Source organism: Paenibacillus sp. MER 99-2 (assembly GCF_023714095.1).
GTDB lineage: Bacteria > Bacillota > Bacilli > Paenibacillales > Paenibacillaceae > Paenibacillus.
This window is the reverse complement of record NZ_JAMAUZ010000010.1, coordinates 74,957-94,682: the sequence shown is the minus strand read 5'-3', so window position 1 is coordinate 94,682 and position 19,726 is coordinate 74,957. Positions and strand designations below refer to the sequence as shown.

Here is a 19,726-nt window from a genome sequence, read left to right as displayed (position 1 = left end):
TGGAAACGATGAACATAGAGAAACAGAGAAAGGCGGAAATGCGTTATGACATATGCTTTTATAATTGAACCACAACAGTATACAGCGCTCGAAAACGAAGAGGAACTCATTGAAAAATGTCAGGAGTGGGGATTGCTTTCGGGGAAAGCTACCAAGCTCAAAACGTTTTATTATAAAGGAAACGGGCTCAATCTTCCCTGCACCATCCTGGGTTATGTCGATCATATGGCTGCGGTTATTCAACTGGATAACGATCAGAAGCACTGCATCCACCCTTCGTATTTGAAGGAAATGCAGGCGTCCAGCTACAGTGCTAGAGGTTTGGCAGGAGCAGGGACGGGCAAGGTGAGCGAATCGACCACAACAACGACATCTACGGCGACATCAGAGGACGAGCCTAGCGCTCAAGATGAACCGAATGTGGAAGCATCTGCACCATCAACGGTAACGATTCCTTCCGAGTACCCTGATCATATGGACTACATCGATGATGATAATCACCGCGTTTCGGGTCTTGTTGGTGATCCGGATGGATTGGTCGAGGAGTATGTTGGCCCCCAAAACAGTGCTACTGCGGAAGCCAAACCCAAAGCAAAAACCGCAAGTAAATCAAAGGCGATTAAGATTGATCTGCCAGACGGCAAAGTGAAGATGTCTGCTGTGGTTAAAGAATTCACGACTGTTCCGAATCACTTCTCGGATAATGATGATGAAGTTATTATTTATGAAGCAGTGGCGATTACTGAGCCTGAACTGATTGAGATTGGCGAAGCCTGGTCTAGCCACAGTGCCACAATGAAGAAGCAGAAGCTTGAAGTGGGGGACATTCTTTCTTTTGAAGCCAAAATCATTAAGAAGAAGCTCACTCGCAATCCGGTCCCTTACAAAATCAACAACCCATCTAAGATTCAAAAAGAAGGCTAACCCATTACAGACCGCTTTGCTGATTGTACGGTACCGTATTCTGTTGAAACAAAACCAAAAAACCTCAGGACGATCTTGCTGATGTCCATGAGGTTTTCTAAATTTATAAGGCTATAAGATTACGCGTTGTTCGGCGTACAGCTAATTTGGAACTGAACACCATACTTATCGGTCACCGAACCGTAAGCTGGACTCCAAAAGGTCTCTTGAATCGGCATTTTCACTTCTCCGCCAACTTCCAACTTGTTGAAAATGCTTGTTGCCTCATCGGCCGTGTCTGTGTTCACTGTAACGGTAATATGGTTGCCAATGGTGTGCTCCATGCCCGGGAACGTATCAGATAGCATCAATACAGAGCCACCAATCTGCAAGGAGGCATGCATAATACGGTCTTTGGCTTCAGGTGGAATCGGATGATCCGGGCTAGACGGCCCTTCACCAAACGTCTGGATTGCTAGTACCTCTGCATTAAACACCTCTTTATAGAACTCCACTGCCTCACGACCATTACCATCCGTTACTAGATACACATTCAAGCTGATTGCCATGCATTATTCATCTCCTTGGACTCATATATTCGTGTCATGCTAAGACCTTGCGCCAAGAGTATAAATGACAGTTTGTCCCTTTGGCAAGCAGAGATCTAGCTCCATCAGTTCTTTCGCCATCCTCCGTATTGAACAACAGCTACCTGAGGTAGGATTGTCCTATCATACTGATTTTATCCTTTCTCGATGTTATCCTTTAATCACGACTTTATCTCTTATTCAGCCGGAGGCGGACGTAATGGATAATCGTAAGAACGACCCCTGGTACGAGTGCGGCAAAACAAGCATAGATCAGGCACCACTTAACGAGCGTAAATACCGGGGTTAGCTCGGCAATGACAGGTGTGGGGAGGGGATAACGATACATTGTGATCGAAGCTCCTATATTTTCTAACATATCACAAGCCCAACCACCCAGTGGAAGCAGATTTAGTTTACGCCAGTGACTCCTAGCAGGGAGCACCCGGTAGAGTGCCGATATCAGGACTACCAATAAAAAGAGATACGCTAACGGCCAGATAAGATCAAATGTAAACCTGGCATAGATATAGGCACTGCGTCCAGTCTCCCCATAGCTTTCTGCCATTTGATAAAGATCATCCGCAGTATACCAGAAGGACGAATCCGGAGATTCTCCTCCTCCGGTGGCCTCTTTGGACTCCGCAGCCTGCCAAGGCAAAATAAATACGATAAAGCAGGCAAACAGCACAATTGCAGACACAATCCACTTCCAATTCACCCGATTATATAACCAGCCTGATAAGGTATTCATGCTAATCTCCTCTCTGTACAAGGTCTAGGCACAATAAGCTAATCATAAAAAAATAACCACTTTCCGAAATACAAATCGGTTAAATGGCTGATGTCATACTCTTATGCAATTAACGTTTATTAACGATAGCATCGATCTCGCTCTTCAATAAGAGGTATCTGTGTACACTCCTCATAATCGGAACCTTGGTCAATTTATTTTTATCCACATACAGCTTCATCTGGTCTTTCGATAAACCTAATGCGCTGCCCGCTTCGGCAACTGTAAGTACAGCCGTTGGATTCGTTGCATTAAACGTTTTTTTCACTTTCTGGTTCCAGTCTTCAAATACCTGCATAGATCAGTTACCTCTCCCATCCATAGCCAGTACTTTTCCAGGCTGAATAGTTCAATTATAGCACATTTGTGATATCCGTCACTTCATCATCGCCATAACCTGTATAACCATCCAAACCTCCTTAAACAACAATGTAGAAAAGACACCCTCTCGGGTGCCTTCTACTGATGCTCCTGTTCGTTAAAGCTACAAGCTTATTTACGATTACGACGAGCCTTGGTCAAGCGATTAAACATGATCAGTGCGGCAATGATCATGGCAATAATGGCAATGTTACTCGCTGCTTCATGCGACATACCGAACACTAAGCCTAGGTTTGTGACCAGGCTTCTCGTAATCAGCGCCACCGCAATCAGCAGTAGTGGACTCCAAAAATTGTACCTTCTCATTCCTTGCAACACTCCTGACCTTACAGTGGTTTAAACTCGATCCAGTCGATCTGCAAGCCTGGTTTAGTGAAGTCTAACTTCAATTCATACACGCCTGCTGCAAGATCTACTTTGACAAGCTTCTGTCTGATCCATTTTCCTTCCGTACCATTCGTTTGGATCGTTGTCATCAATTGGTCGTTCAACAGCACATTACAAGCACTTTGAGCAAGCTCAGGCTCTGGAGACATGATCTGTACGATGATTCGATATTGTCCTGCTTGGTCTACCTTCATATATACAGGTTCGTTCACAGCAGGTTTCACTTGTGTATTCTCAGCGAGCGCTTGAGCCTGTTGGGTTGAAAGAGATTCATTCGCTTGGAATGAAGCAATGGTCTCCAAAATCTCATGTTTGCGGGAGAAGACTGGCGCATTCATAATGAACGTACAGATGTTCATAGCAGAACGCTGCAGCTCACCACGAGTTAAGGTTCCATTTTCCAAAGATTCAATGGTGTTGTCATCCCAGCCGTTAATCTCTGCCCCATAGTTAGGAACAACCATGTATAGGTCATTCTGAGCGCGGATCATCCAGTTCGTGTATTTCCGGTCAGCTTCTCCACCTTCAACGACATCATTCATAATCGCCCACCAGTCGGTCATTACAATTCCCTGGAAGCCCCATTCTCCGCGAAGAACGGTTGTATTCAGATCATAATTGGAAGCGGCCCAGTGACCGTTAATCGGGTTGTAGGAAGTCATGATTGAATTCGCGCCGCCTTGCTTCACAGCGATCTCGAAGCCTTTCAGATAAATCTCGCGGAGCGCACGTTCAGATACAACCGCGTCAACTTTACTCCGGTGTTTCTCTTGGTTATTACATGCAAAGTGCTTCAACGTGGCGTTAGAGCCGCCCTTCATGATGCCTTTCGTACATGCCGCAGCAAATACACCCGAGATCAGCGGATCTTCTGAGAAATATTCAAAGTTACGTCCATTCAGCGGACTGCGGCGGATATTTAGTCCAGGTCCCAGCAAGGTGTCCACTTGATTTCTCAAGAGTTCCTGCCCTTCCAACACATACAGTTCTTCGACTAGCTCTGTATTCCATGTCGCTGCTAACAGCGTTCCGATGGAAACCTGCGTTGCCTTCTCTCCACTATCCATGCGAATACCGGATGGGCCGTCTGCCGTACACGCCACTGGAATGCCATAATTGAACAAACTGTCGCTAACTCCACCAAATGCAGATGCCGTACCGGAGGTCACGAGTGGACTACTCATTCCTTCACCTCTAATAATGGCAGCCAGATCTTGATCACTTAACTGTGCAATAAAAGCTTCCAGACTCACTTTGCCATCCTTGACATCTCTCAGCTTGTGACCTTGATTGCCTGTTTGCTCCAAAGCTTGCGGCAGATTTTGCTTGATCCGCTCAGCTATAGAAACTTGGCGATTCGGTACCGCAGTGTACACCAGTTCATATGAGCCGTCTTCCTTGCGTGCACCTGGCTTCATACGTGTAAAGTCTTCTGTCGGCGCCATAACTTCTTGAAGCTGCTCCACAACCTGAAGCGCCTCGACCACATAGCCATCTTGACCGTCGACAAGAATGTGTTCGACTTGTTTGACACTTGTCCCTACATGCAGGCGATACGTGCCTTCTTCTAATACATACGCAGATGCGTGACCTGTTACACCCTCATCATCGTAAGATGCCATGGTATGAACCGGGAAACTGATCTTCAGACGCTCCGATGCTCCAGGCTGAAGCAGTTTGGTTTTCCCAAATGCAGCTAATGATTTTAGAGGTTGGCCTAGCTTACCTTGCGGCGCTTCGTAGTACACCTGAATAACTTCTTTGCCTGCATACGTATTTCCTGTATTGGTTACGTTTACATTCACCTCAATGAAGGATTCTCCTTCTTTGGAGATACTTTTGGCCTCTTCAAATTCGGTTGCAAACGTGGTGTACGATAGTCCATAACCGAATTCAAATTGAACTTTTTCAGGTCGAAACGTTTCGAAATAACGATAGCCTACGTAGATATCCTCTTGATACAGGTTCTTGAACTCATTCCCGTAGTTGCTCGTTGAAGGATAATCATTAATGGAATACGCAATCGTATCGGTTAATTTACCACTTGGCGTAACGTCTCCTGCCAATACGTCAGCAATCGCATTACCACCTTCCATGCCCCCGTGCCATGAGTAAATGACCGATTGAATGGGATGCACATAGCTTTCGTCATCTAGCCAGCTCATATCAATGATGTTGGAAACGTTTAGCACTACGATCGTCTGATCAAAATGATTCGTCACCTGCTTCAGCATTGCTCGCTCATCTTCTGTCAACTGATAGCTTCCAGGTGCGTCTGCGTTATCCTGATCTTCACCTGCTGTTCGTCCGATGACGACAATGGCCTTGGTAGATTTGCTTCTCGCCTGTGCGACCAATTCATCCGTCAGAGGCATTTCCTTCTGATTCCATGGCTCTGCCGCCCATACTTTGCCGCCATCATCGAATGGATTGGCTTCAATCCACTTCTCATATACCGAAGCGAGTTCCTCATTGACGGTTAAATTGGTTTTGCTGCGTAACCCATCTAACAGATTCGTTGTATATGCTACATGTACGCTTCCGCCTGATCCTGTACCGCTGCGATAGTAATTAACCTGAATTCGACCAAAAACTGAAACGTTTTCGTTATGCTCAATCGGAAGAATATTCCCTTTGTTTCTTAACAATACAGCACCTTCTGCCGCAACTGTGCGACTAAAGTCTGCAAACCCTTCCAATGGAACGCCGATTAAATTAGTGCTCAAATGGTTTCCCTCCTGTGTGTCTGAGTAGTTTCACTTGGATCTAGTCTCATATTAACAGATTCCCTATAAGAAAATAAATGAAGATATTCATAGAAAGACGAAAAACCCCACAACTTCAGAAGTTGCGGGGTTACATATGCGCTATATATTCATGTTGTCATTTTGGCATAGACGAGGAAGAACGCCATGTTCTCTCCTACAATTGCATAATTCGGCACACGATAGATGAGATCTACGATGATAAAGGTTCCAATGACGCCAAGCATAATCGCCAAATGGTACGGTTTCAGCCGCATATGTGAATATCTGTAGCGATGGAACACCAGCGAGGTGGACATAAAGTACAACAGCACGGATCCGAACACAAAGCCTAGCATGAATAAATAATTGAGTTTATTCAAATACAGCAGTTGAATCGATGCCGCAATCATGCTCATAGAAATATAGATAAACAAGTGTCCATATATGATCGCTTGACCGGCTGTCTGTATTTCTTTGCTGACTTTCTTCTCAACGTTATCAAAGTACTGCCACCACAGAGCAATAACAAATACAGATGTAAATGCGATGAACAGCACGGACTTCAGATCCCAGTGATCCAATTGGAGGACGGCAATGATACTAACCACCGATTCACCCAGCAAAATGAGTGTAAACAACGCGAACCGTTCCAATAAGTGATGCGTGTGGATCGGCACCTTCACCAGTTTTTTGCGACCGATCAAAGGAAGAATAATATCTACTGCAATCCCAGCATACAGAATCACGTATCTAAGCCATGAATCAAAGAACAACGAGCTGGTCGAGATTAATATCCCGATGAGAAAACATTGACCTAGGAAACGAGCGGCTTGTTGCTGCTGCTCACTCTTAGACTTATGGATAGTGAAGTATTGAATCATCGTGAATACCCTAGAACCGATATAACCCACGAAGAAGGATAGATAATGCTGGTCAAAATCAACCGAGAGACTCGCTGTCATCACCATAACAGATAGGAGCTGTAGGATGAGAAATACACGATGGATGAAGATATCCTGGCCATACCGATTGATAAATAAGGTCTGACCCACCCATGCCCACCAGACTGGAATGAAAATCAATACAAACTTCATCAGATATTCAAATGTAATCACTCCATGTTCGGCATGTAACAATACATGACTCGCTTTGGCCACCGCAGCTACAAATAGCAGATCGTAGAACAGCTCTAGCCAGGTAACCTTCTTCTCCATGATCATCCTTCATGCTCCTTCGTTCAATTTCATCTTGTACGCGCTGGTTCCAATGTACGAACTTGGATCGGTTGCAGATTGTCTTCAATCTGTGTGCGGTATTTCTCGAACCATTCCGGCAGCATCAGTTTGTGACCCAACGTTTCTACAGGCTCATCTTTCGCAAATCCAGGTGGATCTGTAGCAATCTCGAACAGGATGCCTCCCGCTTCTCTGAAATAAATGGCGTTAAAGTACTGACGATCCCGCACTGGTGTTGGTTGATAACCATATTGATACACAGCCTCACCCCATTGTTGATGCTCCTGATCATCTTTGGCACGCCATGCGATATGGTGAACCGTACCGGCCCCGCCTACGCCAAGCGGCATACGAGCCACAGGCACATCAATTACATTGCCAATGTCACCAAAAGACTGATAACGTACATACTCCTGATCCTCAGCGACTTTGGTGAATCCAAGGATTTTATCCAGTGCATCCATTGTTCTTGCCGGATTGACGCTGAATAATACAGCACCTCCAAATCCTTTAATGGCTTGGTCGGTTGCGATCCCTTCATGCACCCAAGTGCTATTAGTGCCCTCTTGACGCTCAACCAGCTCAAGGCGCAGGCCTTCGCTATCTTCGAATTGAAGGAATTGTTCGTTGAAACGGCTTGTTCTCGTTACCTGAATATTATAACTTTCTAAACGATCCTGCCAGAAGTCCATAGACCCAGGAGGAATGACATAAGAGGTAATCCCTACCTGACCGCCGCCAATTTTACCTTTTGGAGATCCAGCTGCTGGGAAGAACGTGATGATCGTTCCTGGGCTTCCGCCTTCGTCACCGAAGTACAGATGGTATACGTCAGGAGCATCGAAGTTCACTGTTTTTTTCACCAAACGAAGTCCGAGAATACCTGCATAGAAGTCAACGTTAGCCTGTGGATCTCCTGCAAAAGCTGTAATGTGGTGGATACCTGCAGTTTGAAGTGTCATGATAAATTCCTCCTTAGGGAATGGTTAATTGTGATGTTGTTTTTGTATTTTGTCTTAATATTAAGATATTAGTTTAAAAATAAATCACTCTTGCTTTTGGTCTGCTTGTTCCTGTTTCAATTTGTCTGGAGTAACATCGTCGCCATTCGGATCATAGATGGTTGTGTTCAGCAGAATGTCGTTAATCGAGCCCCGAAACGTCTGCAAATATTCCTGGCGCAGACGAGCCCGCTCCGCTTGCTCCATTTCGTTTAATCCTTCTTCTTTTGCTTTTCTTGAAAGTTCGTTGATGCGATCTAATGTAGGAATAATCATCTTGATCTCTCCTTATATGTTTTGTATTCAACTAAAGAATGCTTATACTTGCCTCTCCGATGCCAGAATAACCCTCCGATCGCTGTTATCCCCAGATTTTTTTGATCCCCTTTTTGTAAAGGTAAATCCGGGGATAAAGGCGAGCGCTTCGCTTCTCCATGTTATTTCTGTCCTCTTCGTTTTCGTATAAAAAGATTAGTTGAATTTATTGATTATGCATAATATTTATTTTTAAATTAAATATCTTAAGTTAAAGATATATGATTTTGTTTTCGTTGTCAACACTTTATTTAAAAGTTAAAACATCGCCTTGCGTTATAAAAAAAAAGGCTAACTGCACAGTACCATGTACTTGTGAGTTAGCCCGATCTTTTTTTCTCTAGCCTAGCTTATGCCCGCAATTCGGACAGAAGTTAGCTCCTTCATTTTTGGCACCACAGTTTGGACAGAAGTTAGGCTTCTTGCCCTCCGAGGACGAAGTGGAGCCAGAGTTATCGCTTTGATTTTGGCTCTGACCCTGGTTGTTCTGATTCTGGTTTTGCCCTGAGTTTTGGTTTTGGTTCATGTTCTTCATCATTTCATTTGCCATGTTCATGCCCATCATCATCCCTGCCATATCCGAAGCCGCGCCGCCGCCTTGTACCTTACCTGAGGAGATGCCGTCGGTCATGCTTACCTGTTGGTACTTTTGCAGATTGCCGATCATCTCATGTGAAGCCGTCTTCGTAATCATATCCTGAATTTCTTGCGGATAGTTGAAGCTCATCACTTGGAAACCGGTAATGCCAATCCCGATATCCATCATCTGCATATCCAGATCTTCCTGAATCCCTTTGGCTATATCTGTTGCATTTGCCTGCAGGTTAAACATATCTTTTCCTTCACGGCTGATCCACTTCATCAGCAACTGATCGAGCACAGAGGTAATTCGAATTTTGACATCATCGACCAAATAGCTTTGCTTAATGCCTGCAATCTTATCAATTAGCGTGACGTAGTCACTTACTTTGAAGTTAAATGTACCGTTCGCACGAATTGGCATGCCGCCCGGAAGCTGCGGCGTCGGAATCAATACAGGACTCTGGGTTCCCCATCTCACCGTAAATTCCTTCGTGTTCACAAACAACACTTCAACGCGCATACCGCTATTAAAACCGAACTTGAAGCCTTTTAGCGTCGACAAAAATGGAATAATCTCGGAATCAATATTGAATGAGCCTTCATCCTCAAAAATCCCTTCCACCTTGCCGTTATTCAGGAAAATCGCATCCTGACCTGCACGAATAATCAGCTTGCTGCCCTTCTTGATCTCCCGATTGCTCCACTTCCAGAAAATCATATCATCTCTAAACTCTTCCCATTCCACGACATTCGAAAATTGATTTCTGAAAAAACTCATACTCAATCCCGTCCCTTCTATAGTTAACATGCTGCATCGTCACACGAGCATCACGTCCTACGCTGTATTATTGTGATTGAATTATCATGGTTGGCTAGATTAGAATGATCTACTGCTACCACTATGGGAATGTCCCCCGCGAGTGGTACCGCCGCCTCCTCCGCCGCCACCATTATTGTTATTTCTCTCGATCTTGGTTTTGGTTACAGTTGTCCGAATATACCGATCTCCGCGATCCACCACACTTGAAGCACCTGAATCCTCATACGTTGCACGATTGACGGTTACACGTCCGCCCGAATTATATGCCATAATGCCTACCACGATCCCACCAATAATTACTGATACACCAAGTTGAAACCATGTATTGAACAAAATATTATCGGGGTTCGCATTCGAACCTCCACTAGGATAATTACCTGAACCCGTACCTGAACTTGAGCCAGGATAAGTAGATCCTGTACCCGAATCTTCGTCCAGTGGTTTGTCACCTAAGTACTCATATGCCATCGTAAGATACTTCTCAAAGGCTTGGCTGTAGTTACCATCGGACAGGTAAGGAGCAATCTGAGCCGTAATCTCATCAGCTCTGCTATTGGTAACATAGTCTTCCCCTTTGTAGAAACCACCCACATACACAGTACGATTGTACATATCCAAAGTCAAAATAACCGCATTACCATGGGGCTTATCATAACCTGGTGCCTGCTCATCATAGTAGTTCTCTGTGAACAATTCATCCGTGATCTGCTCCTCATTATTCGTCGTAAGAACGATGAGGTCTGTCTCGCGCTCCGCACTGTACTTATTCGCTAGGGCATTTAACTCCTCAACTTCTTGCGAGCTTAGCAAGCCCACTTCATCAAGAATCAGTTCTTTCGTTGCCGCTGCAGCGCTTTGCGCTGGAATCCACGGGGCTGCAACACACATTACAATGAAGATGAAGGCCGTCATTAACGCAATGTACGTTCCCTTTTTCACAGGAAGCCACCTCCCATCATCCATGCCACAACCTTAATGGAGAGAAATGATACGGCAGACACGCCTGCAAACCATCCCGCAACTTTTGCTTTACTGATGGGAGGTCTGCCCACAACTTTACCTGTCTGACCATTCATGGCAAACGTGTATTCCGTGCGATTAAAGTCATAGTACACCATCCATACAGGGAGCAAGACATAATCTGCATTTTTTAGTGTAGTATCAATCTGTTTATCCGTATAACTTACACTGGTGTACCCCGACACAGTAGAAGCAATATAAGATTCAATATAAGGCCGTGTTTTTTCCTTGGCTCGGGGGTAGAGCTCATCATCCGTATAGCTATATTTTTCCGCAATATAACCCGCAAGATACGGCGTTTTGAAATCCTTCAATTGGTTGTAAGGAAAAGGCTCCAGTTTATCCATCAGCTTATCATCCATTTTCTTGGATGCATCGATGGGCAGGTTCACATAGTTTAGCCGAATTTTGCGGTATATCTCATAATGCTGGGTTTCGGTATAGTGATAATCGCCCTGCGTGTAGCTTCTCACCTTGGTGGCACGACCATGAACTTCAATTCTGTTATGTAACTCATATAACCAGAAGGGCACGTAGATCCCGGTTATTTCTTTGATCCGATCAGCCGTCATGAAGCCACTTGGCGTAAGCAGGCCGTTTTTGCACCACTTTTTGAATGCTTCCTTCGCAGTCTCCTTCGTAATAGCAAAAGGGATCACCATCGCTGGAGCGAGCTCTCCGCTCAATCGGTCACTCAAGACAACCGCAGCTCCGCAGAAGCTACAGGTCGTTGCACTCGTATCTGCATCTGTCACAAGGTCAGCCCCACAGCTGGTACAGTGGTATGACTTGATCTCGTTCTCCGTAAATACCTGCTTCTTGAGTGGGTCTGGAATCTGCTCAATATTATCCTGTCGGCCACAACTAGGGCAGGATAACATTCCTGTATTCCCATCAAAGTTCATCCCACTACCACAGTTCGGACATCTGTATTCAATAACCGGCATCTGCTCACCTCAATGTCTTAAAAATGTAATCGTTACATCTATATAGGCTCAACTACAAAATGTTTACACTTGCCACTACGATGACAGAATAGCCCTCCGATCGCTGTTATCCCCAGATTTTTTTAATTCCCTTATCTAAAGGGAAAAATTCCGGTGATAAAGGCGAGCGCTCCGCTTCTTCATGCTATTTCTGTCCCCTCCGTTTTCGTGTAAAAAAATTAGTCGAAACTATAAATAGGCTCACTTATCTTTCAGTTGCTGTTGGATGGCTGCAAGTTCTTCCTCTGCCGTTGGTACCTTCTTCTCTTGATTACCCGTTTCGGCATTCATGTCCTTCTCCAATTGTGCAATCAATTCGTCCAAGTTATCTTCCTGCGCACCTGCTCGAAGCTCTGCCAGAGCCTCTGCTTCGTTCAATGCTTGATTAGCCTTGTCTTCCATTGCACGAAGTGCATCATTTGCTCTACTCGCCGATGCGTTCTGCTCATTAGCCTGTTGCTTGGCCTTGGCATCTGCCATTTTGCTTTTCAATTCAGTATATCTGGCTTCCATCGTTGCCATATCCGCGATCAGTTTATCCTGCATATGCTTCATCACTTTGGCTTTGGCAGCAGCTCGATCATAAGCAGCTTGTAATTCATTGTGCTTCTCGGCCTGCTTCGCTTTTTTCTGCAGGAATTGGAGGGCCTTATCTTCGTCCCCGGCTTCCGCTGACTTCTCTGCATACCGCTGAAGCTTGCGCAACTCGCTACTCGATTCATCCAATGCTCGCTTCGCTCTGCTCTCGTTCGAAAGTACGGCAGTTGTCTCTGCTTTTACCTGCCCTAGATCACTACTCAAGCTACGCATAACCTCATTCACCGTTCTCTCTGGATCGTCAGATCGGCTTAACAAGCTATTCATATTTGCCTTCATCACGTCCCTAAACCTCGACAAGATTCCCATAATTTGTTCCTCCTCCGATAAGTTCATATGTAACTATAATACATGAATTTAAGGTTTGAGGTTTCACATTTCAAGATTGCAACTGAAGTTACTACGATCCACATCCTTACTGATTACGGTTCAACGGGAAGGCTCTCCACCGCTGTGAAAAAAACATCTAATAGCTCAACATTATATACTGTGCGGACGTATTCGGTTATTAATGCCACATCTTCTTCCCTCTGGTACTCCAGACATGGACGGCCCTCACTCCACAGAACCCTGCACGGAAACTTTCCAACAATATCTTTAATAATGTGATCCGATTCAGCCACTTTATGAATATCTCCCATATGAACTCTCCTTACTTCTCCACACTGATCGTGTGCAATTTTCCACTCATTTTGAGATACATGGCAGTTCGATTCAGTGCACTTCATCACATTCGGCTCAACGAGCTGTGGTGACATATCACATGAACATTTTGCAGACATGACCGTGTTGGTTCCTCCAAGGGTGCCATTCCTCCGCAAGTTGGCTATAATAAGGGGATCAATGATTTCTATAAAAGGCAGGAAAAATATGCGTACACGAGTTCACTTTATCGCTCCCTACGAATCCATGATTCCTATTATACAAGAGTGCATTCCTCGCTTTCCCCAGTTAGCCATTCAGACGGACGTGGGCGATTTGGCGAAAGGTATGGAATTAGCCACTCAAGCTGAGAAAAACGGTGCAGAGATTATCATCAGTCGTGGCGGAACGGCTCAATTGATTAAGAAAGCAGTGACCATTCCCGTCATTGATGTGCAGTTATCGGGCTATGATATGATTCGTTCACTTACACTGGCAAGCCAGTTTAACGGCCAGACGGCCATCGTTGGTTTCTCCAACATCACCTCTGGTGCACAATCCATTATTGATCTGATGGATCTTCCCCTCAAGGTCTATACCATACATAGCTCCGAAGATGTGGCACGATTGCTCTTGGAGTTGAAAGCTTCGGGTTACCGTCAGATTGTCGGAGATGTAATCACCGTCAATACTGCGAAGACCTATGGTCTGGAAGGATTGTTGATCCAATCCGGCCAGGAATCCATTCTTAGAGCGATGGAGGATGCACAGCTGGTCTACCGTTATTTGAGCAAAAATCATGCGATATCGATCATCCTGAATGACCTGGTCACACAGGAACATCCGAATTTGCTTATTTTAAACGAACGGAATGAAGTTGTGTTCGAGAATCTGACCGACTTTGAGAAAAATCCACTGACCGATAATCACATGTATCTGACCAACACCAGCCTGGAATTTCATCAATCCGAGATCCAAAATGTGTTCATGGTGGACGATTATCAGCTCACGGTCAATGCCTATGAAACGACGCTGAACAACAATAGTTACAAGGTATATATGCTGGAAAAAGGACAACCCTATACCTTTGCACAATTCGGCATAACAACTTTCACGGACGCATCGATGGAACCCATCGTTGCCGAGTCCCCTGCCATGCAGGCCGTATTGAAGAACATTCGGGCACTCTACGAGAATCATGAACCGATCTATCTGCTGGGTGAAGCAGATTCCGGTAAATCTTTTCTAGTCAAACACATTCATCAGATGTACTCCGGTGGCGGACTGCTGTTACAGATCGATCTCTCGCAAGTTCCATCTGGTCATTTGCACAAAATACCACTAGCCAAGGTTCGAAATGTAGAGATTAATCATATGGAAGCACGTATAGCAGATCCGGAGCTGCTCTCCTTTATCCAAAACTGCCTTCAAAGCCAGATTGGAGTATTTATACTCGGGGGGCAAGCATTGACCCCACAGTGGTCACTCGATTTGGAGCTTAATACGATCATCATGCCAAATCTTGCGGATCGACCCGAGGATCTGGCTCCACTCATGCAGCATTTCCTTACAGGTTACTACCAGAAATACGGAACTACTGCGGTGAGGATCAAAGAAGATGCACTACAGTTGATCCGGGATCAGATCACGAATATGAACGTCAACCAGTTGAAGCATCTCATTAAGCAGGCTGCACTCAATGAACCGGATTATGTAATCACCACGGCTACTTTGTCCCGCTTACTGGGTCAGCAACCTTCTGCAAGTCACATGAAGTTGAACGGTACGCTGAAGGAGATCGAGAAAGAAGTTATTCAGTCCGTGCTTCAGGAGGAAAATAATAACCAATCGAAGGCCGCAGAGCGCCTTGGGATTAACCGAGCCACATTATGGCGTAAACTTAAAGATTAACTTTAAGTTTGCGTCTTTTTTATCGCCTTTATGTGTTGCATTTTTAAACACTTTGGCACGTATTTTAAATTTACAATAATTTATTGTTGCTATATTAAACGTTTTGGGATAACATAATCCCTGCAAACGCTTTATAAAAACGATTACTTCATAAGGAGCTACTACTATGAACATTAAAGCAACTTTAGATCGCATCCCTGGCGGTATGATGGTTGTTCCCCTTTTACTTGGTGCAACCATTAATACATTCTTCCCGAATGCTCTGCGCATTGGTGGATTCACGGAAGCACTCTTCGTTAACAGTTCCAGTACGTTGATCGCGCTGTTCCTGTTGATTGCGGGTACACAGATTACGTTCAAAACAGCAGGTTCATCCGTCGGTAAGGGCGTTACCTTGTTGGTCGTCAAGTGGGCGATCGGTGCAGCACTTGGCCTCGTTGCCATTTTATTTGCCGACTCAAGCGGGTTATTCTTAGGTCTTGCCCCACTTGCCATTATTGCTGCAATGACCAACTCGAACGGCGGTTTGTACATTGCACTCGCTGGTCAATACGGGAAAGAAGATGACAAAGCAGCCTATCCATTCCTCGCGCTCAGCGATGGCCCATTTCTAACCATGGTAGCGCTCTCCATCTTCGGTGCGATGGGCTTTGCCAATGGCATGTTCTCTCCTATGGCATTCGTTGCGGTATTGCTTCCGCTCATCGTTGGTGTCATTATTGGTAATCTGGATCGCAGTCTGGCGGAGTGGTTACACAAAGGCAGTGACAAACTTGTTCCGTTCTTCGCCTTCTCACTGGGTATGGGAATCAACTTCTCCTCCATTATCCAAGGTGGACTTGGTGGAATCTTGCTTGGCGTTCTGACCGTTCTCCTCACAGGCGGAATTGGATATCTGTTGTTCAAAGCGATTGGCTGGAATCCCATCGTTGGTGCTTCCGAAGGTTCAACAGCCGGAAATGCGGTAGGTACACCTGCTGCCATCGTCGCTGCTAATGCTTCATTTGCCCCTATAGCCGAGATTGCGACGGTACAGATTGCCGCGAGTGTTGTTACGACAGCCATCCTATTGCCGATCTTCATCGGGTTCCTCTCCAAACGACTGGAGAAATCAGGCGGAGTTGAGAAATACAATCAACGACCAACCACATAGATGATTTTCATCTGATCTAATATGCTTAATCTGTGCTTAAAGAGGTAGTTCAAAAAGTCCGCTTAAATAATGATCTGAGCGGACTTATAAAATTGTGCTTACAAGGAGGGATGACTGCATGAAATTAGCCATTATTGCAGATGATTTGACCGGTGCCAATGACAGCGGGGTGCAGCTTGCCCGTCATGGCTTGAAGACCAGTGTTCTTTTTAATATGGATGAGGAGCCTCTTACACGTTACGATGCCGTCGTCTTTGATACAGATAGTCGTTCCATATCCTCGCAGGAAGCGTATGAACGTGTATATCAGGCAGCTCAATTGCTGAAGAACAATGGATTTGATACGATTTTCAAAAAGATGGACTCGACCATGCGTGGAAATATCGGCATCGAGATTGATGCCCTGTATGATGTCGTCAAACCTGATTTTATGATGATCGCTCCAGGCTATCCGAAAAATAACCGTACTATCCTTGAGGGTATCCATTACCTGAACGGCGTTCCGCTCGCGGATACCGAGATTGCGAATGATCCGAAGACACCCGTAACTCTTTCCTACCTTCCCGACCTGCTGAAACAACAGACGAATTATGAAGTGGGCGAAATTACGCTTGCTGATCTGGAGATTGGCCAAGGTCACATTCAAGTGAAACTGGAACAGTTTAAACAAAATAACATTCCGTATGTACTCGTAGATTCCACAGAAGAACGGCATCTGGAAATGATCTTGCAGATGACTCGCAAGCTGGAGTATACCTTTGCCTGGGCAGGATCTGCTGGTATTGCTAACTACCTTCCTGCTCATTACGAGCTTGAATCCAAGTCCGCCGAACTGACAATACCGATGAATCCCGGCCCCATCCTCACGGTTGTGGGCAGCGTGAACAAAAATTCCCGCGAGCAGTTAAATCTACTGCTGAAACAGACACGCATCTCGTCCGTTCTATTCCACTCTTTCAAAGCTGTATCTTCATCAGCAGACCGGGCAGAGGAAATAGAACGTGTCTATGCAGAGGTGAGATCCAAAGCGCTGGAAGGACAAGATGTCGTCCTATACTCCACCGCAGAACAAGTCGATATTGAACTGGCACGGGCAACGGGCGAAATGCGTGGTCTCAATCACACGGAAGTCAGCAATGAAATTGTACTCGCGATGGGTGAGATCTGTGCCAGACTACTGGAAGAGGGACTTTTCAAAGGGGTATCCATGACGGGTGGCGATACAGCTAAGCAAATCTGCCTGAAATGGAATATTAGTGGCTTCGAGCTACTGGATGAGCTTGAAATCGGTGTGCCGATCTCTAAGTTTATCGGGATTGATGATTTGCATGTGATTACCAAAGCTGGCGGCTTCGGCAAACCCGATGTCTTTATCCATGCGATTCAAAAATTAAAAGGGGGTATTCTCGTATGAAACCTACAATTGGAATTACGATGGGCGACGCAGCAGGTATTGGGCCGGAGATTATTATGAAAGCACTGGGTCACCAAGAGATGTACGCTCAGTGCAATCCACTCGTTATCGGTGATGCGAAGATTCTAGAGCGCGTGTTGCCGGTTATCGGCTCAAGTCTGAACGTCAACGCGATTCAAGAGCCTTCCGAAGCCAAATATGAGTTCGGTACTGTGGATGTGATTGACCTGAATCTCGTTCCTGCCGATCTGGAATACGGCAAAGTGTCTGCCGTGGCAGGAGATGCAGCATTTCAGTTTCTCGCCAAAGCCATTGACCTTGCCAAAAAGCACCAGATTCAATCCATCTGCACGGCTCCTTTGAATAAAGAAGCTTTGCATCAAGGGGGGCACCTGTATCCGGGCCACACCGAGATTCTGGCTGACCTGACGGATACACAGGACTTTTCCATGATGCTGACCACGCCTAATTTAAGAGTCATTCATCTGACAACACACATGGGTCTGATCGATGCTATCGCGAGCATTAATCCGGAAAGAACCTACACTGTCGTGAAGCTTGCTCATGATACACTGAAAAAAGCAGGCTTTGAGAATCCACGCGTTGCTGTATGTGGAATCAATCCTCATGCCGGAGAGAACGGCTTGTTCGGTAACGGAGAAGAAGAAGAGAAGCTGCAGCCGGGTATTGAGCGTGCGCAACAGGAAGGCATTAACGTCGTTGGTCCCCTCCCGGCAGACACCCTCTTCTTCCGCGCTGGTCGCGGTGACTTCGATATCGTCGTAGCCTGCTATCACGATCAAGGCCATGCACCGATCAAGGTAATGGGCATCGAGGAAGGTGTGAACATCACCGTTGGTCTGAAAGGCGGCATCATTCGTACGTCTGTCGATCATGGTACAGCCTTCGATATCGCTGGTAAAAATATCGCCGATGATAAAAGCATGCTGGCTGCCATCCGCTCTGCTATTGAGCTGGCGCCAAAAGATCAAGTTTAAAAGCATCCTTCACACGGGCACATCAGTGAGTCTGGTCAGGAAACTATCTCTATGTAGATGTATCTTTATATAGAAGAAACAAGGCAAACCCTCCTTAACTCCGAGGGTTTGCCTTGTTTATATTTCTTTCACATATTTCCTGACTCCAGAATTTATGTCATATGGTCTGGGTTATCATTTGCACGGTCATTCTGTTGATTGTTCCAGTTTATTGCTTACTTCTTAAATGGCTCAGAGCCTCATATACTCGGGTCGCTTCCTACCAGCATCACTTCACGCTCACGCTGCGACTGTCTACTTCGACGATACGCACTCGGAGACATGCTGTTGAATTTGTTGAAGATACGATTGAATTGAGAGAAGCTGGCGAAGCCGCACTGTGCCGCAATATCTGTAATTTTGTGATTGGTGTTCAGGAGCATTTGCTGGGCGTTACGAATTCGAGTCATCTGAATATATTCGGTGAACGTAAATCCTGTTACTTTGTTGAATTGACGAGACAAGTGATGGGCGCTCACGAAAAATTTCTTAGATATCTCCTCAAGGGACAGCTCATGCTGGTAATGGCTATGGATATACGATGCAATGGCATACATTCGTCTCGACATCGCAGACCCTGTCTCTTCTCGAACGTAGTCATTCTCCGCGGAGTGATGATGGATCGCGCATAGAAATTCAACGAATTTGCTATGAATGGCGACGGAATGAAGCGCAGATGGGCGTTGTGATAGGGCAAAAATTTCATTGATAGGCGCAAGTACCTCGGCACGCCTTTCTTCGGAAAATCTGAATATCGGTATCTGCTCCTCAAAGATGGAGAACAGCTCTTTGTAATCGCTCTCAAGACCAGGTACATTGCGTGGTATCGCAAAGTTAATCATTAACCTTTTGGGCGGCGTACCTTTGGGGTATTTGGTTTTGTGCAGTAAAGAAGGCCTCAGCAGGACAATATCCCAAGGCTGAATCTCATATATGTTGCCTTCAATAATATGTGCAGCCGTGCGATCCATGAGGATACAGATTTCATAAAAATCATGAAAGTGCTGAAATTCCATATTCAGATCATGGGATCGTTCGTCGTAATCCAAGTGATAGAACAGTGCATCTCCAGGCTGGTTAACATGGATTGCATATCCCTGCTCGTATGCCAAAGCGGATGGTCTCATGGACATGCCCCCTATCCCGAGTTTGTTGAATTTATTTTAGCATGAAATGCAATAAAAAACGTTGTTTTCAGCATACAATACATAGTTT

The 19,726-nt window shown here is 45.4% G+C and carries 19 protein-coding genes; 5 read left to right on the top strand and 14 right to left on the bottom strand.

What is annotated here, in order from left to right:
- The first annotated feature begins 45 nt into the window (after positions 1-45).
- Positions 46-924, top strand: a complete 879-nt coding sequence (locus M3636_RS26045; RefSeq protein WP_251384463.1) for a hypothetical protein — start codon at positions 46-48, stop codon at positions 922-924.
- Positions 925-1,043: 119 nt separating this feature from the next.
- On the opposite strand, the gene M3636_RS26040 is transcribed toward M3636_RS26045, so the two are convergent.
- From M3636_RS26040 to M3636_RS25980, 13 genes are all read right to left on the bottom strand, one after another.
- Positions 1,044-1,472: a VOC family protein gene (locus tag M3636_RS26040; RefSeq protein WP_251384462.1), complete on the bottom strand. Its 429-nt coding sequence runs from the start codon at positions 1,470-1,472 to the stop codon at positions 1,044-1,046.
- Between the two features lie 208 nt (positions 1,473-1,680).
- On the bottom strand, positions 1,681-2,244 hold the full coding sequence (locus M3636_RS26035; RefSeq protein ID WP_128099881.1) for a hypothetical protein: 564 nt from the start codon (positions 2,242-2,244) through the stop codon (positions 1,681-1,683).
- A 109-nt stretch (positions 2,245-2,353) separates the two neighbouring features.
- Positions 2,354-2,581, bottom strand: a complete 228-nt coding sequence (locus M3636_RS26030; protein WP_145409804.1) for a helix-turn-helix domain-containing protein — start codon at positions 2,579-2,581, stop codon at positions 2,354-2,356.
- Positions 2,582-2,775: 194 nt separating this feature from the next.
- Complete coding sequence (locus M3636_RS26025; RefSeq protein WP_128099879.1) at positions 2,776-2,970, bottom strand: hypothetical protein; 195 nt, start codon at positions 2,968-2,970, stop codon at positions 2,776-2,778.
- A gap of 20 nt (positions 2,971-2,990) precedes the next feature.
- Positions 2,991-5,777 carry a glycoside hydrolase family 3 C-terminal domain-containing protein gene (locus tag M3636_RS26020; RefSeq protein ID WP_251384461.1) on the bottom strand — a complete coding sequence of 929 codons (2,787 nt, stop codon included), beginning with the start codon at positions 5,775-5,777 and terminating at the stop codon, positions 2,991-2,993.
- A gap of 149 nt (positions 5,778-5,926) precedes the next feature.
- Complete coding sequence (locus M3636_RS26015) at positions 5,927-7,015, bottom strand: low temperature requirement protein A (protein ID WP_251384489.1); 1,089 nt, start codon at positions 7,013-7,015, stop codon at positions 5,927-5,929.
- A 26-nt stretch (positions 7,016-7,041) separates the two neighbouring features.
- The gene (locus M3636_RS26010; RefSeq protein WP_251384460.1) at positions 7,042-7,995 is read right to left on the bottom strand and encodes a ring-cleaving dioxygenase; all 954 of its coding nucleotides are present in this window, start codon (positions 7,993-7,995) and stop codon (positions 7,042-7,044) included.
- A gap of 84 nt (positions 7,996-8,079) precedes the next feature.
- On the bottom strand, positions 8,080-8,310 hold the full coding sequence (locus tag M3636_RS26005; protein ID WP_222124502.1) for a DUF896 domain-containing protein: 231 nt from the start codon (positions 8,308-8,310) through the stop codon (positions 8,080-8,082).
- A gap of 379 nt (positions 8,311-8,689) precedes the next feature.
- Complete coding sequence (locus M3636_RS26000) at positions 8,690-9,709, bottom strand: SPFH domain-containing protein (RefSeq protein ID WP_251384459.1); 1,020 nt, start codon at positions 9,707-9,709, stop codon at positions 8,690-8,692.
- Between the two features lie 99 nt (positions 9,710-9,808).
- The gene (locus M3636_RS25995; protein WP_251384458.1) at positions 9,809-10,690 is read right to left on the bottom strand and encodes a TPM domain-containing protein; all 882 of its coding nucleotides are present in this window, start codon (positions 10,688-10,690) and stop codon (positions 9,809-9,811) included.
- Positions 10,687-11,718 carry a TFIIB-type zinc ribbon-containing protein gene (locus tag M3636_RS25990; RefSeq protein ID WP_128099876.1) on the bottom strand — a complete coding sequence of 344 codons (1,032 nt, stop codon included), beginning with the start codon at positions 11,716-11,718 and terminating at the stop codon, positions 10,687-10,689. The genes M3636_RS25995 and M3636_RS25990 overlap by 4 nt, the downstream gene beginning before the upstream one ends.
- A gap of 240 nt (positions 11,719-11,958) precedes the next feature.
- On the bottom strand, positions 11,959-12,663 hold the full coding sequence (locus M3636_RS25985; protein ID WP_251384457.1) for a PspA/IM30 family protein: 705 nt from the start codon (positions 12,661-12,663) through the stop codon (positions 11,959-11,961).
- Between the two features lie 113 nt (positions 12,664-12,776).
- Positions 12,777-12,995, bottom strand: coding sequence for a hypothetical protein (locus tag M3636_RS25980; RefSeq protein ID WP_145409799.1), 219 nt, complete (start codon positions 12,993-12,995; stop codon positions 12,777-12,779).
- Positions 12,996-13,224: 229 nt separating this feature from the next.
- On the opposite strand from M3636_RS25980, the gene M3636_RS25975 reads away from it, so the two are divergent.
- The 4 genes from M3636_RS25975 to pdxA all read left to right on the top strand — a co-directional run bounded on the left by M3636_RS25975 (position 13,225) and on the right by pdxA (position 18,472).
- Positions 13,225-14,907, top strand: a complete 1,683-nt coding sequence (locus M3636_RS25975; RefSeq protein ID WP_251384456.1) for a sigma-54-dependent transcriptional regulator — start codon at positions 13,225-13,227, stop codon at positions 14,905-14,907.
- 166 nt (positions 14,908-15,073) lie between these two features.
- Positions 15,074-16,060 (top strand): 2-keto-3-deoxygluconate permease, encoded by a 987-nt coding sequence (locus M3636_RS25970; protein WP_128099874.1) that lies wholly within the window; start codon positions 15,074-15,076, stop codon positions 16,058-16,060.
- A gap of 118 nt (positions 16,061-16,178) precedes the next feature.
- The gene (locus tag M3636_RS25965) at positions 16,179-17,474 is read left to right on the top strand and encodes a four-carbon acid sugar kinase family protein (RefSeq protein ID WP_128099873.1); all 1,296 of its coding nucleotides are present in this window, start codon (positions 16,179-16,181) and stop codon (positions 17,472-17,474) included.
- Complete coding sequence (gene pdxA / locus M3636_RS25960) at positions 17,471-18,472, top strand: 4-hydroxythreonine-4-phosphate dehydrogenase PdxA (protein ID WP_128099872.1); 1,002 nt, start codon at positions 17,471-17,473, stop codon at positions 18,470-18,472. Before M3636_RS25965 ends, pdxA begins: the two co-directional genes overlap by 4 nt.
- A gap of 239 nt (positions 18,473-18,711) precedes the next feature.
- Here the strand turns inward: pdxA and M3636_RS25955 are convergent, their stop codons facing one another.
- Positions 18,712-19,638 carry a helix-turn-helix transcriptional regulator gene (locus M3636_RS25955; RefSeq protein ID WP_128099871.1) on the bottom strand — a complete coding sequence of 309 codons (927 nt, stop codon included), beginning with the start codon at positions 19,636-19,638 and terminating at the stop codon, positions 18,712-18,714.
- Positions 19,639-19,726: the final 88 nt, after the last annotated feature.

Bases quoted from the DNA above. Each gene is read 5' to 3' on its own strand.
- M3636_RS25975 (WP_251384456.1), top strand. From the start codon at position 13,225: ATGCGTACACGAGTTCACTTTATCGCTCCCTACGAATCCATGATTCCT.
- M3636_RS25955 (WP_128099871.1), bottom strand. From the start codon at position 19,638: ATGAGACCATCCGCTTTGGCATACGAGCAGGGATATGCAATCCATGTT.
- M3636_RS25970 (WP_128099874.1), top strand. From the start codon at position 15,074: ATGAACATTAAAGCAACTTTAGATCGCATCCCTGGCGGTATGATGGTT.
- M3636_RS26005 (WP_222124502.1), bottom strand. From the start codon at position 8,310: ATGATTATTCCTACATTAGATCGCATCAACGAACTTTCAAGAAAAGCA.
- M3636_RS26030 (WP_145409804.1), bottom strand. From the start codon at position 2,581: ATGCAGGTATTTGAAGACTGGAACCAGAAAGTGAAAAAAACGTTTAAT.
- M3636_RS25965 (WP_128099873.1), top strand. From the start codon at position 16,179: ATGAAATTAGCCATTATTGCAGATGATTTGACCGGTGCCAATGACAGC.
- M3636_RS26025 (WP_128099879.1), bottom strand. From the start codon at position 2,970: ATGAGAAGGTACAATTTTTGGAGTCCACTACTGCTGATTGCGGTGGCG.
- M3636_RS25985 (WP_251384457.1), bottom strand. From the start codon at position 12,663: ATGGGAATCTTGTCGAGGTTTAGGGACGTGATGAAGGCAAATATGAAT.
- M3636_RS26035 (WP_128099881.1), bottom strand. From the start codon at position 2,244: ATGAATACCTTATCAGGCTGGTTATATAATCGGGTGAATTGGAAGTGG.
- M3636_RS26040 (WP_251384462.1), bottom strand. From the start codon at position 1,472: ATGGCAATCAGCTTGAATGTGTATCTAGTAACGGATGGTAATGGTCGT.
- pdxA (WP_128099872.1), top strand. From the start codon at position 17,471: ATGAAACCTACAATTGGAATTACGATGGGCGACGCAGCAGGTATTGGG.
- M3636_RS25990 (WP_128099876.1), bottom strand. From the start codon at position 11,718: ATGCCGGTTATTGAATACAGATGTCCGAACTGTGGTAGTGGGATGAAC.
- M3636_RS26045 (WP_251384463.1), top strand. From the start codon at position 46: ATGACATATGCTTTTATAATTGAACCACAACAGTATACAGCGCTCGAA.
- M3636_RS26000 (WP_251384459.1), bottom strand. From the start codon at position 9,709: ATGAGTTTTTTCAGAAATCAATTTTCGAATGTCGTGGAATGGGAAGAG.
- M3636_RS26010 (WP_251384460.1), bottom strand. From the start codon at position 7,995: ATGACACTTCAAACTGCAGGTATCCACCACATTACAGCTTTTGCAGGA.
- M3636_RS25980 (WP_145409799.1), bottom strand. From the start codon at position 12,995: ATGGGAGATATTCATAAAGTGGCTGAATCGGATCACATTATTAAAGAT.